The following is a 13717-nucleotide window of genomic DNA, read 5'->3' as shown; positions in this document are numbered from 1 at the left end:
TCTCCAAATTTAGCTGCTTACCAATGCCGCTTTGATGTGGCGCTAGTCCAACATCGTAAATTATCGTTGGCTCAATTGAGACAGATATCGGCTACACTTGACATTTCCCCTGACTTATCGTCTTTGTCAGTGCAGTTGGGACAAGCAGTCATAGTCGGTGGTTATCAACTCGTGCTACAAGAATACTTATCCGCTGCTTTTGATTGATGCGATCGCCCTATCTCAATTTCAGTCTTCAATTTCAGCCTGCAATTTTGTGGCTGCCGATTTAAGCCAAAGTTTCGGGACAATAACCCAATCCCTTGACAAATTGTTGCCGAAATGTTTCTATTTCTTCCCGTTCTGGGTTGCCGTGAGAGACAATTGCGACTTGATAGCGGCGCATCACGTCTACCGGAGATTGTCCGGCTTCCAAACTCCATAACGCCATTCTGACGCGGATCGGTGCTTCGTAGGGAATTCCCAATTCATTTAAAAAAGCGCGGAAATCACCATCTTGTTGAGAGTTGAGAGGAGATTTCATTTTCACCTTCACAACCCAGCCATCAATTTGATGAATTACAGTAATGAAACTCAAGGGCATCTGGGGTCTGCCATGCAAATGTTCAACGATCCTCAATGTGAGGCTGGCGTTGGCAAGATAGTAAAGGTATTCCATATCCTTGCTGGGGAAACAAGCTATTCCTACATTTATATTTTTGCGAATTGACCGCCACGATACTAGCGTCAAACACCCACTCCACCTGGGTAGATTCACCCAAATACCCATGCGATCGCATCAACTCAAAATCTTACTTAAAATCCGTTAGAATACCGAACGTCACTCTCACAAAAAATGCATATCAATCAATTTAAAGATGCACTGTCTGCATTGAATTCCGTAAAAACACCTAATTTTGACTTGACATCTTCTACTAGATCTGAATTGGACTACTCTTTATCGAGTTATGATTACGAATTACCACCAGAACGGATCGCTCAAAATCCAGTTTCTCCCAGAGATAGTTCTCGTCTATTAGTAGTAAATCCCGACAGTCACGCCCATAAAATTTTTCGCAACTTACCAGAACTACTTAATCCTGGTGACTTGCTAGTTATGAACGATACGCGGGTAATTCCTGCCCGTCTTTACGGAGAAAAACCTAGCGGCGCGGCTGTGGAAGTTTTACTTTTAGAAGAACGCCAGCCGAATGTATGGTTAGCTTTAGTCAAACCAGGAAGACGTTTAGCACCTGGGGCGAAGATTGTATTTTTCGAGCAAGAAGATAAGAGAGCAGGGGAGCAGAGGAGCAGAGGAGCAGAGGAGCAATCTAGAATCAAAAATCCTCCGACTCCCGACTCCCGACTCCCAACTCCCGCAACTCTTACTGCTACAGTCCTAGAAACAGACGAAGAGACAGGCGGACGAGTGTTACAGTTTGACCTTCCAGAAGGTGTATCTGTCATTCAATTATTAGATAAATTCGGTCACGTACCTTTGCCACCCTATATTACCGATTCTCAGGCGGAATCAGAGCAGTACCAAACTGTTTACGCTGAAAAACCAGGCTCGGCAGCAGCACCGACAGCAGGGCTGCACTTTACACCAGAATTACTCAAACGCTTGCAAGAAAATAGTATAGAGCAAGCATTTGTGACTCTACACGTTGGCGTAGGAACGTTTCGTCCGGTAGAAGTGGAGGATGTAAAGACACATCAAATGCATGGAGAGTGGATCGAAGTTCCAGCTGCTACTGTAGAGCAAATTCGCGCTACGCGATCGCGGGGAGGCAAAATTATTGCTGTCGGAACGACAACGGTAAGGGCTTTAGAGGGTGCTGCTGCATCGGGAGAACTACAGCCATTTTGCGGCAAGACAAATTTGTTTATCTACCCTGGTTATCAATGGCGGGTAGTAGACGGGTTAATTACTAATTTCCACCTGCCCCGTTCTAGTCTAATGATGCTTGTCAGTGCGGCAATTGGCAGAGAACGATTGCTGGCATTGTATCAAGAAGCGATCGCCCAACAATACCGTTTCTATTCCTTTGGTGATGCCATGCTGATTTTGCCTCAAGGTGAGGAGTTGTAGGGACGCACAGGTGTGCGCCCTACTAGAATCCTTCTGATGTGTTGAATTGTATAAATAACTGCCTAGTTTTCTTCCTAGTTTCGCTACAAACATAGATAGAGCCGCGCATTGAAGGATATTTCTGGGAACTCTATTAACAGTGGGTGGCTGTAAATCGTTTTAGCAAGCAATCGGATGCATGACGTAACTGAGTGCTTGGTAATCGGCTTTAACCGATTAAGCTGCTTGAATTAGCAATAACTAGGCATCGTTGCTAGGGATATGAGAAATGAAAAGTCTGTCTGCTCGCGTTTTTCTCTTGCATAGCGCTTTATTTACAATCTTTTTTGTTGGTGCGCGGCTTCCTGCTTCTGCAATACCGTCTGAGGGAGTCGAGAATTGGGGAGTAGTTAAGACTTTCCCAAAAGTACCAGTCTCGCTACCAGAATCTAAAGTCTGGGTGATTAAAAATAGCAGCCAGCAGCCGGAATTACAATCTTATGTATGGCTGGCTAATCATAAGCGGCAAGATAATCGACAATCAACGCTGCTGTTAGCTCAAGAATCTAATCAGCAGGTAACAGCAAAAAATCCCAAACCGTCAGAGTTAAAAGCATTTAACGAAGTTATAAAAAATAGCAGTGCTATTAAAGGATTATTTACACTTTATCGCCAGAAGGATACAGGCAAAGTTTATTTAGAAATTCAACCGCAGCAATTCAATAAAAACTTCCTCAGTACGATGACGATGGAAGCGGGAATTGGAGAGCGAGGTATTTATAGTGGAATGCCTTTACAGGATTTCTTATTTTATTTTCAGCGAGTCAACAATAATATTCATTTCGTCGTGCGTAACGTTAATTTTCGCGTCACTCCTGGTTCGCCGCAAACGCGATCTCTGATGCGATCGTTTAGCGATTCCGTACTCTACTCAATTCCCATAAAAAGTATTCATCCTCAACGGAAAACTATTTTAATCGATCTTGGCGATCTCCTATTAAAAGATTTACCAGGCTTAGCAGCATCGCTCTCTACTCAGCTAGGAACGACCTATCAATTAGATGAAAATAAATCTTATTTTGGCTCGACTAAAGCTTTTCCCCTCAACATGGAAATTGAGTCAGTTTACGGCTTTTCCTATGGGGGTGCTAAGAGTAGTGCCACGCCAAATCTAATGACGCTACCAGACAGCCGCGCTCTAACTTTACGCATTCGCTACAGTCTATCTGAATTATCGGCTAATTCTACCTACAAGCCTCGTCTAGCTGACGATCGCATCGGTTATTTTATCACTGCCTATCAAGATTTTGCGATTGAAGACCGTAAAGAACCGTTTGTTCGCTACATTAACCGCTGGCATTTAGAAAAGCAAAATCCTAACGCCAAACTATCACCGCCCAAAGAACCAATCGTATTTTGGATTGAAAATGCCGTTCCACTGGAATATCGGGATGCAGTTAAAGAAGGGGTATTAATGTGGAACAAAGCCTTTGAAAAAGCAGGATTTATCAATGCGATCGAAGTGCGACAAATGCCCGATGATGCTAAATGGGACCCTGCGGACGTGCGTTACAACGTAATTCGCTGGATTAACACAGTTGATGGCTTTTTCGCCCTTGGTCCTTCGCGGGTTAACCCCTTAACTGGGGAAATCTTGGATGCAGATATCTTAGTAGATGCTAGTTTCGTGCGCCTCCTCAAGCAAGAATATCGGCGCATGGTTCAAGATAGCCGAGCGCAACCGACATCGGTATTATCCCAGATGATAAACGATCGCAGCGTGTGTAACTCCGGTTTTGGACGAGGCTTCGGGGGACAGAAGAGAACTGAGGGAGAAAATATCAATTCCGATCCCTCACTCCTCACTCCTCACTCCTCACCCCTCTCCAAGCTCGCTACCGAATACGACCTCTGTTATGGTATGGAAGCGGCAAACCAATTTGATTTTGGTTCTTTGGCACTCACGCTGTTTCAAAATACCACGCCTAACAGCGACAAAATGCAGCAATACATTCATCAATATTTGCGGCTGATTATCGCTCACGAAGTCGGGCATACACTCGGTTTGCGGCACAATTTTCGCGGTAGTACCCAACTTCCACCAAATGAGTTAAATGCTACCAAAATAACTCGCGATCGCGGTTTGACAACTTCAGTTATGGACTATCTTCCCCCGAATTTGGCTCCACCCGAGCGCGAACAGGGCGACTTTTTCCCCGATAGTGTCGGTTCTTACGATGAGTGGGCGATTGAATACGGTTATATGCCTACAACAGCAGTTCATCCTTTGGCAGAAAGACGATTTTTAGACCAAATTGGCGATCGCTCCTCGCGTCCAGATTTAGCTTATGCTACAGATGAGGATCGGTTCGATCTCGACCCCGATGTCAATGCTTGGGACTACAGTAGCGATGTTTTGGGCTATTCCCAAGGACAATTAGATATAGCGCGGGCAATGTGGAAAAAGCTGAATCGGCGCTATCCAACTTCAGGCGAGAGTTACAGCGATTTAAGCGAACTGTTCGATCGCATTTTCTTACACTACCTGCGTCATACCTACTACGCCACTAAATATATTGGCGGACAGTCATTTTACCGCGACCACGCTAGCGCCGATAACGGCAGATTACCATTCGTCCCCGTACCTGTAGCAAAACAGCGACAGGCTTTAGCAATGCTGGAGAAATACGTATTTGCCCCAGATGCATTTAATTTTCCGCCAGAACTCTTGAATAAACTCGCACCCTCTCGCTGGATGCATTGGGGAGAACAAGCCGTGATGAATCGCCTCGATTACCCAATCCACGATAGTATTTACGCGCTACAAAGTTTAGTATTACGCGATTTACTATCGGGCGATCGCCTTTCCCGCTTACGCGACATCGAACTCAAGAGCCAGCCAAAACAAGCCCTCACACTACCAGAACTATTTACCACCTTACAAAATGATATCTGGATGGAGGTTTTAAATCCAGACAAAACACCAACAAATATATCTAGTTTGCGGCGAGCCGTCCAACGGGAACACCTGAAAATCATGACAGATATGATGTTACGCAAATCCGACGTTCCTGAAGATGCGCGGACGCTTGCGTGGTACAATTTGCGCCAATTGCGAGAGAAATTGGATCGGGCAGTTGCTCGTTCTGGCACATTAGATGAATATACTAAAGCACATTTAGCAGAAACCCGCGATCGCATTGCCAAAACTTTGGATGCCAGAGTTGAATCGAGATAGGGACGAGGAGTGAGGAGCGAGGAGCAAAAGAATTGTAGAAGATTTATTCTAGCTTTGATAGGTGTAGTTGCGATCGCACTCAAAAAAATCTTTGCGCTCTTCATCTTTGCGTCTCCTCTACGAGAACGCTGCGCGTATGCGTCTTTGCGTGACACTCAATTAGATCTTTCACTCAATTGCAAAAGATTGATTTTTAAATATATTTAACCACCCACATCTCCTTGAATTATCAACACCGAACAACGAGCATTACGGACAACATGATTGCTGACGCTACCTAATAAAACTTCTGTAAATCCTTTATATCCCCTGCGTCCCAACACAATTAAATCTGCTCCCCACTCTTTTGCCGCATCGCAAATTGTCGAACCTGGATTCCCTACCCGACAATTAAACTCAACTGAAATTCCCAAATCTTTTGTTTTCTCGCGATAAACCTGCAAAACATCTTGTCCTTCCTCAGTTTTGGCTTCAATTTGGGATGGATAAGTCATTCTTGCTCCCAACTCAACGCCGTGAAATACCATCAAGTTTGCTAAATCTTTTGTAGCTAATTCTACAGCTTGCTCGAATACCACAGATGCTTGAGCTGAGCTATCAACGGCAACAAAAATTTTCTTGAAACTCACGATCGCCCCCAAATTAACTATCCTGTTACTGACGATATAGTAGATTCAGTCTCGATCCTATGCAAGAATCACACAGATCGATAAATAAAATAGGTTTGATACCGCAAAAATCTACCGAGAGTAGTAGAGTCTGAGACAGAATTGCAATCAAAAGATGTAGAAATATGATAAGCGATCGCCAAGACATTCAAGTATCTGTTGCTATCGTCGGCGGCGGACTCTCCGGTATGAGTGCAGCCTGGGAACTCTACCAAGCAGGGATTGATTCACTCGTTGTTTTAGAAGCAAACAATCGCGTTGGCGGACGCACGTTTAACCAATTCCATCCTAAAATTGGTTATCTGGAAATGGGTGGTACTTGGGTAGGACGTACTCAAACGGCTGTTCTCGATTTGGCACGACAGTTAGGAGTTGCCACCAAAAAAGGTAAAGTTGACGGAGCTACGATTTACGGCTATCAGGGAATCTGGACGACGCACGCAAATGACCCTGGTGAAAGCGCCACGCCAGCCCAAAAAGATTTTGCTCAGGTAATGACAAAATTCGAGCAACTCAGCCAGACTGTGCTGCTAGATGCACCTTGGGAGACACCTAATGCTAAAATTTTAGATTCTATCTCGGCGGGGGAGTGGATCGATCGCCATACAGAGACAATAGAAGCAAGAGCTTGGATGGCGGGTAGTATTCGTCAAGGGATCGCAGGAGATCCGCATCAGGTATCAATGCTGTTCGTTCTCTATTTCATGGCGAATGCAGGTTTTTTTGACTTACGCGAAACAGCAGAGGATTATCGCCTCGTCGGTGGTTCGCACAGTTTGACGTTGAAAATTGCCGAGCATTTAGGCGATCGCGTGTGGTTGAATACAAGAGTACGAGAGATTTCGCATGGCGATCGGGTATGTTTGTCGACAGAAAGGGGAGTCATACAAGCAGACTACGCGATCGTGGCAATGATGCCTAAAGATGCGGGAAAAATTCACTTCGATCCGCCTTTACCAGCAATTCATCAGCAATTAATATCGGGATGGCAGCAGATGAGTTGGATCAAATTCTTCTGTCTCTATTCACGTCCGTTGTGGTGGGGAAAAGCAGCTAGCGGACATTACTACAGTATGGATACTGAAGCAGAAGTTTTTGACGTTTCTCCCGCTGATGGTAGCTATGGTTTATTAATCGGTTTTTTCGATCCGAAATATTCTAATTTGAGTGAAGTAGAACGGCAAAAATTTGCGATTCAAACTGTTACAGATATGTTTGGTATTGAAGCCGCTACACCAGAAGAATATTTTGAAATTGATTATACTCAACAATCGTGGACGAGTGGTTGTGTAGCAGCTTTACCACCTGGGTTATTGACACAAGCAGGAATAGCATTAAACGAACCTGTGGGTAGAATTTATTGGGCAGGAACCGAACGTTCTACCCGTTGGATCAATTATATGGATGGAGCAGTGCGATCGGGTCAACACGCCGCAAGGCAAATTCTTCAACGAGCAATCTAAGCTGCATTTTCTAACTGAATTCTAAACTAACAGGTAAAATAGAAGATAATTTGGCTATAACTTGCTTACATAAAGATATCTAATCATGCTACAAATATCACCAAAATCTTTAACACTAGAAGAGTTTCTAAAATTACCAGAAACAAAACCTGCTAGCGAGTATATTGATGGTGAAATTATTCAAAAACCAATGCCTCAAGGAAAGCACAGCATTGTTCAAGGTGAATTAGTGCCTGCAATTAATACTGTTTTAAAAGCTCCAAAAATTGCCAGAGCATTTCCAGAACTCAGATGTACGTTCGGCGGACGCTCTACAGTTCCTGATGTATCTGTATTTGTTTGGGGTAGAATTCCTCGCGATGAGAAAGGTGAAATTGCTAATGCATTCTCAATTGCACCTGATTGGACGATTGAAATTCTCTCACCCGACCAAAGCCAAACAAAAGTTACTAAAAATATCCTACACTGCCTCAAATATGAAACTCAAATGGGTTGGTTAATCGATCCAGAAGAACAAACTATATTTGTTTATCTTCCCAACCAACAACCAGAAGTATTTGACGAACCAGAACAACAGATTCCTGTTCCATCTTTTGCACAAGAAGTTAAACTAACTGTGGGAAACTTATTTGGCTGGTTAATGGAGTGATATTTATCTCATGCTGCTTCAACTGCTGCCATCACACCAAAGATAATAAACAGAATTCCTCCAGCAATAGTTAACTTACGTTCGGAGATACGTCCAGCTAACATTCGTCCGCAAATAACTGCAAGCGCCGCACATAAAGCATGACCTAAAATTGCTCCAAGAGTCACGCCTACAACTGGATATCGAGTTGCTAAAGCAATAGTTGCAATTTGAGTGCGATCGCCCCATTCTGATAAAAAAGTTAGCGTGAAAGCCTCAGCAATAATTGCTCCGGCATTTTGAGTTTTAGGTAAATTAAATTCTGCTTTCTCAACAGCAGTTTTTGCCTCTTGAATAATTTCTGTATCGCAAGAACTCACTGGCATTTTACTTGCTTCGTAAAGCAACTTCAAACCAAAACCAAGAAACAAGGCAATTTCTGCATATTGAATGTATGTTTTAGGCAACAAAGCCGCGACTTGTCCCACTAAAACAGAAAGTACTGTCATCGCTGCCAAAGCAGACACCGCACCAGCAAACACCAGCCGTCGCGAATGACGCATCGCCAAAATTGCCGCGATGAAAAAAGTTTTATCTCCTAATTCTGAAACCGCAATCAGTAAAAAACTGGCAATGAAGGCTGCTAGCACTCTCTCAAGCTCCTTTGTAGCTGACTAACTTGAGCTTGCGAGCTTGACGAGTTACGAAAGACCTCACCAAGCTCACAATCTTCCTCTGTGAACTTAGTGAAGGTCTCACTGACAAGAGAGCATCATTTGTCATCGGTCATTTGTCATTTGTAAAAGACAAGAACTTATGACTTTTTTCGCTCAATTGTCACCTGAACCAGGCAGCAAGCCAGCATGTTGATTCAGGTATCTGGCACAGTTGTGATGCCAGTAGCTACTCCCCTTCAAATTTATTTAACCATTACTTTATCACTAGGTAGAAACAGCGTCAAATGTGATGGTTGGCAATTGGTAGTTGGTAGTTGTCAAGCACCGATTACCCATTACCCATGACCATTAATATTTCCGTTCTTGTGGCTCAAACATAGTAATTGCGACGGTTTTGTATTGCAGGTCGATACCAGCAGGGGAATAATACGATAGGGTGTGCTTGAGGAAATTACTGTCGTCCCGTTGCGGAAAGTCTTCGCGGAAATGAGCGCCACGGCTTTCTTGACGGTTGAGGGCTGAATTTAAAATGAGTTGTCCGACGACAATTAAACTCCCCAATTCTAAGGCTTCAATAATTTCTGTATTCCAACAACTGCCTTTATCATCTAGATATATTTGCGCGGATTGCTGTTGTAGTTGTTGCAATTGTTGTAAGCCTTCTTGCATCAAGCTTTCCGTCCGAAATACGCCGCAGTGCTGCGTCATAGCATCTTGAAAAGCAGTACGAACTTGCTCGATCCGATACTTTCCTGGCTGTTCTAACAAGGCTTGAATCTGCTGTTTTGCCTCGTTAATATAGCGTTGTTCTTGGATATCCGGTAATTTACGGTTCTGCACGTATTGCGCGATCGCAGCTCCGGTACGCCGTCCGTAGACTACGCACTCCAACAAAGAGTTACTCCCCAAACGATTAGCACCGTGAACGGAGACACAAGCGCATTCCCCAGCCGCGAAAAATCCCTCCACTAACTGCTCGGCACTACGGCGCACCTGTCCGTCTGTATTCACGGGTATCCCACCCATAGAATAGTGGACTGTAGGACGCACGGGCATCGGTTGATGGACGGCATCAACTCCCACGAGTCGATGGGCTTCTTCCCAGCAAAAAGGGACGCGGCTCATGATTTTTTCTTTGCCCATGTGCCGCAGATCGAGATACACGCAGGGACCACCTGCCCGACCATCGGGATAAACGCCTCGTCCGGCACGAATTTCATAAGCGATCGCTCTAGAAGTAATATCTCGTGGCGCTAATTCCATCCTTGAGGGGGCGTATGTTGCCATAAAACGCTCTCCCTCAGCATTAATTAAATACGCTCCTTCCCCCCGCACGGCTTCCGAGATCAATACGCCTACTGGATACAATCCCGTGGGGTGAAATTGGACGAATTCCATATCTTCTAAAGGCAGACCTGCGATCGCTGCCATTGCCAATCCGTCGCCTGTCGAAGCATAGTCATTAGAAGTCGTGTTATAGACTCGACCGTAACCGCCCGTAGCAAACATCACCGCTTTGGCGCGTAAGACTTCGATGTGTCCGTCGAGAATGCGGTACATCACCACGCCCTTAGCTTGACCGTCCTCCAAAATCAGACGCATCACGTACCATTCTTCATAAACCTGTACGCCGTATCGTCGTAAATTATTGACGAGTTCGTGCAAAATAGCGTGTCCGGTCTTATCTGCGGCATAGCAGGTACGATTGTGGGAGTGTCCGCCGAAGGCTCTTTGGGCAATGCGACCGTCAGGCAAGCGAGAAAACAACACCCCCATATGTTCTAGGTCTATCACCACATCGGGGGCTTCACGGGCTAGCAACTCCACTGCATCTTGATCGGCTAGATAGTCGGAACCTTTCACGGTATCGAAGGCGTGGGCTTCCCAGCTATCTTTATCATCCACATTCTTCAGCGTTGCAGCAATTCCTCCTTGAGCGGCGACAGAATGAGAGCGGATCGGGTGAGTTTTCGCCACTACAGCCACATTCAAACTCGGATCGAGGCGGGCAATTTCTACTGCGGCACGACAGCCAGCCAGTCCGCCACCAACAATAATGACATCGTGTTCTAGCATTTATACATTGTTTGCTAAAAAAGTGTTCTCTAGCTCTATAGTGGCTTAACGAGGGGCGAGGAGTGAGGAGTGAGGAGCGAGGGAAAGAAAGTGGTACGTGGTGCATGGTGCGTGGAGAAGGGTGTGGGAAGTGTGGGGAGTGTAGGGAATTTTGAATTTTGAATTGTTTTGCTCCCCAGCTTCCCCAGCTTCCCCAGCCTCCCCAACTCCCTTGTCCCCCTTGTCTTTTCTCTCACCCCTCGCTCCTCGCTCCTCGCTCCCCACCCCTAACTCACTGGCGCTGGTTGTTGCTGCGAAACGTTACCAGGAATAGGTTCAGATTTTGTACCTGGTTCTGCTGCTGTCAGTTCGATATGGTTGAGCAGGGTTGTGACGAAGGCAAACAGTAGGAAAGGTAGAGACAGTAGTACAATCAACCCTACAGTGGCTAAGGCATAGATTGGTTTTCTCGCACCCATCATTGCCATTGCCGCAGCCAAACTAACGGTAATAGTGATCAACCAGACAATAATTTGACCGTAAATATCCCCAAAGGTCAGAGTGCAGACAAAGCGATACTTTTGAATGTTATTCATATTCATCAGATTTCCTTTTAACATCTCTTATTTTTCTAGGTTAAAGCTCTGACAGGTTTCTGGACAGTTTCTAAACATTTTTGACAGCTTTGCAACAGTTATTTACATTTCGCTAGACGTTTTTCTGGCAATGTATATCCCAAGATAGAAGTAGATTTTTAGCTCAATTAATTTAAGTATTTTCGATATAGGCTGAGGGAAATTGCATAATGCAGTTTCATCTTGATCGATGGCGATGCTTCTTTCTTTTTTCCTTCTACTCTCTATCTTGATGAAGTCAGTTAGCATCGAACCCTATTTTAGTAAAATTTGCGACTCAGTATTCGCTTGGCTTTTGGTTGCACGTATCTACCCGTACTAGCGTTCTATTGGTATATTTAACGTTGAAACTCCTCGATCGCTTAAACTTTACTTAATCCAAAATTAACCAACTATTAAGCTTGAGATAATGAGTTCATCCACTATGTGCGTGATTATTAAGATTGTCTGTGCGATTGACTACTATTAGTGGATGAGGAGACTCAGAGAAATATGCTGCTATCTGGAATTACGCTGAAGCGTGTTATTGCGACTTCAGCAGTCGCAGCTACGGTGACCTTGGGAGCGGGTTTAACGGGAATTGCTCAACAAGCTGCTACCCTCAATGGTGCTGGCGCAACTTTCCCAGAACCCTTGTATCAGCGCTGGGCTAGTGAATTGCGTAAAGCTAACCCGCCACTTCAAGTCAACTATCAGGGAATTGGTAGCGGTGGCGGCGTGAGACAGTTTATTGCTGGCTCAGTCGATTTTGGCGCTAGCGATAACGCCATGACTGATGAAGAAGCGAAAAAAGTTAAGAACGGCGTGGTATTCGTCCCCACAGCTGGTGGTCCTGTTGCCGTGGTTTACAATGCACCTGGAGTTACCGATCTCAGACTATCTCGTAAGGTCTTACCGCAGATTTTTGCCGGTCAAATTAAAAATTGGAACGATCCGGCGATCGCCGCCGATAATCCTGGGGCAAAATTACCAAATCAGCCCATTAGACTTGCCGTCCGTGCTGATGCTAGCGGGACGAGCTTTATCTTCACTAACGCCCTCAGCGCCATGAGTCCCTACTTTAAAGGTAGGATTGGTCCTAATCGCGCTCCTTCTTGGGCTGGCAGTCCCCTCAAAGGCAAAGGCAATCCTGGTGTAGCTCAAATCGTGCAGCGGACTCCTGGTAGCATTGGCTATGTAGAAGCTGCTTTTGCCAGACAGAACAAAATTCCGATGGCACAAGTGCAGAATAGTAAAGGTGAATTTGTCGCACCAACTCAGGAAGCAGCCAACCAAGCTTTAGAAGGTGTGAAGTTTAATCCTGATTTTCGGGTAAACTACGATCTACTCGGCAATCCTGACTCTGGATATCCAATTGTCGGTCTGACTTGGATTATGGTTTATAGAAACTACGAACAGCCAGGTAAGGCTGATGCCGTCAAACGGATGGTACAGTGGATGTTAACTGACGGTCAAAAAATTAACGACCAGCTCGACTACACGCGAATTCCTTCTAGTGTTGCTAGCCAAGTCGTACAGACTGTGAAAAGCGAAGTTAAGTAAATAACTAATTCAGTAGAGACGCTCTTTTGGAACGTCTCTACGTAGTTGACGTTAAAGAAATGATGTATGTCAGAACCACATGTAGAAAATAATCGGCAGTTTCCTCTTAAGTCAGAGATAAATTTAGCTGCATCTTCAGGAAAATTTGCGTGGTTCGACCAAGGGTTTACCTGGCTGGTATACGGGCTAGCAATTGCTATGGTAGCCCTGCTATTTTGGATTAGCTTTATTATTTTTGAAAATGCCCTGCCAGCTATTCGACAATTTGGGCTGAGTTTTTTGTGGAGTCAAGAATGGAATGTAGCAGATCTCAAATTTGGGGCGCTGCCATTCATTTTTGGCACTCTAGTCAGTTCGGCACTCGCCATGTTAATCGCCGTGCCCGTGGGATTAGCAGTAGCTTTAATTACGAGCGAAGATATTTTACCTGCTTCAGTGCGATCGCCCATTGCTTTCATGGTAGAGTTGATTGCTGCTATTCCTAGCGTCATCATTGGATTATGGGGCATTTTCGTACTCATTCCGTTCTTGCAACCGATTCAACAATGGCTTTACGACCATTTCGCTTGGATACCCCTGTTTAGCACTCCACCAGCAGGCTATGGGATGTCGAGTGCAGGCGTAATTCTCGCGATTATGATTTTGCCGACAATGGCAGCAATTAGCCGCGAAGTTTTACTCGCCGTACCAAAAGAATTACGCAGTGGTTCGATGTCTTTGGGTGCAACCCGTTGGGAAACTATCTTTGGCGTGCTGTTACC

At 44.9% G+C, this 13717-nt stretch carries 13 protein-coding genes and 1 pseudogene; 8 read left to right on the top strand and 6 right to left on the bottom strand.

Annotation, left to right across the window (positions count from 1 at the left end):
* Positions 1-207: pseudogene (locus ACRC32_RS06915) on the top strand (hypothetical protein); the annotation flags it as partial.
* Positions 208-268: 61 nt separating this feature from the next.
* Here ACRC32_RS06915 and ACRC32_RS06910 read toward each other — a convergent pair.
* A complete protein-coding gene (locus ACRC32_RS06910) occupies positions 269-658 on the bottom strand; it encodes a hypothetical protein (protein WP_015152735.1) in 390 nt (129 codons plus the stop codon).
* 177 nt (positions 659-835) lie between these two features.
* Between ACRC32_RS06910 and queA the strand changes: the two genes are divergently transcribed.
* Entirely contained in the window at positions 836-2071 is a 1236-nt protein-coding gene (gene queA / locus ACRC32_RS06905) for a tRNA preQ1(34) S-adenosylmethionine ribosyltransferase-isomerase QueA (RefSeq protein ID WP_438553275.1), read from the top strand.
* Between the two features lie 268 nt (positions 2072-2339).
* Positions 2340-5288 carry a zinc-dependent metalloprotease gene (locus tag ACRC32_RS06900; RefSeq protein ID WP_438553274.1) on the top strand — a complete coding sequence of 983 codons (2949 nt, stop codon included), beginning with the start codon at positions 2340-2342 and terminating at the stop codon, positions 5286-5288.
* 203 nt (positions 5289-5491) lie between these two features.
* Here the strand turns inward: ACRC32_RS06900 and ACRC32_RS06895 are convergent, their stop codons facing one another.
* Entirely contained in the window at positions 5492-5917 is a 426-nt protein-coding gene (locus tag ACRC32_RS06895) for a universal stress protein (protein ID WP_438553273.1), read from the bottom strand.
* Positions 5918-6081: 164 nt separating this feature from the next.
* Between ACRC32_RS06895 and ACRC32_RS06890 the strand changes: the two genes are divergently transcribed.
* Positions 6082-7419, top strand: a complete 1338-nt coding sequence (locus ACRC32_RS06890; protein ID WP_438553272.1) for a flavin monoamine oxidase family protein — start codon at positions 6082-6084, stop codon at positions 7417-7419.
* A gap of 85 nt (positions 7420-7504) precedes the next feature.
* Positions 7505-8068, top strand: coding sequence for a Uma2 family endonuclease (locus ACRC32_RS06885; RefSeq protein WP_438553271.1), 564 nt, complete (start codon positions 7505-7507; stop codon positions 8066-8068).
* Positions 8069-8076: 8 nt separating this feature from the next.
* On the opposite strand, the gene ACRC32_RS06880 is transcribed toward ACRC32_RS06885, so the two are convergent.
* Positions 8077-8697: a TMEM165/GDT1 family protein gene (locus ACRC32_RS06880; RefSeq protein ID WP_438553270.1), complete on the bottom strand. Its 621-nt coding sequence runs from the start codon at positions 8695-8697 to the stop codon at positions 8077-8079.
* Between the two features lie 213 nt (positions 8698-8910).
* On the opposite strand from ACRC32_RS06880, the gene ACRC32_RS06875 reads away from it, so the two are divergent.
* Positions 8911-9069 carry a hypothetical protein gene (locus tag ACRC32_RS06875; protein WP_438553269.1) on the top strand — a complete coding sequence of 53 codons (159 nt, stop codon included), beginning with the start codon at positions 8911-8913 and terminating at the stop codon, positions 9067-9069.
* A 3-nt stretch (positions 9070-9072) separates the two neighbouring features.
* Here the strand turns inward: ACRC32_RS06875 and ACRC32_RS06870 are convergent, their stop codons facing one another.
* From ACRC32_RS06870 to ACRC32_RS06860, 3 genes are read right to left on the bottom strand one after another with little or no spacing between them, the layout of a single operon-like run.
* A complete protein-coding gene (locus tag ACRC32_RS06870; protein ID WP_438553268.1) occupies positions 9073-10800 on the bottom strand; it encodes a succinate dehydrogenase/fumarate reductase flavoprotein subunit in 1728 nt (575 codons plus the stop codon).
* A gap of 45 nt (positions 10801-10845) precedes the next feature.
* Positions 10846-11064: a hypothetical protein gene (locus ACRC32_RS06865; protein WP_438553267.1), complete on the bottom strand. Its 219-nt coding sequence runs from the start codon at positions 11062-11064 to the stop codon at positions 10846-10848.
* Between the two features lie 2 nt (positions 11065-11066).
* A complete protein-coding gene (locus ACRC32_RS06860) occupies positions 11067-11381 on the bottom strand; it encodes a hypothetical protein (protein WP_438553276.1) in 315 nt (104 codons plus the stop codon).
* A 525-nt stretch (positions 11382-11906) separates the two neighbouring features.
* Between ACRC32_RS06860 and pstS the strand changes: the two genes are divergently transcribed.
* Entirely contained in the window at positions 11907-12956 is a 1050-nt protein-coding gene (gene pstS, locus ACRC32_RS06855) for a phosphate ABC transporter substrate-binding protein PstS (protein WP_438553266.1), read from the top strand.
* Positions 12957-13022: 66 nt separating this feature from the next.
* Positions 13023-13717: phosphate ABC transporter permease subunit PstC (gene pstC / locus ACRC32_RS06850; RefSeq protein WP_438553265.1), on the top strand; the 695-nt coding region annotated here is incomplete at its 3' end.

The organism is Chroococcidiopsis sp. (assembly GCF_051657925.1).
Classification (GTDB): domain Bacteria; phylum Cyanobacteriota; class Cyanobacteriia; order Cyanobacteriales; family Chroococcidiopsidaceae; genus Chroococcidiopsis.
This window is presented reverse-complemented; position numbering and strand designations above follow the sequence as displayed.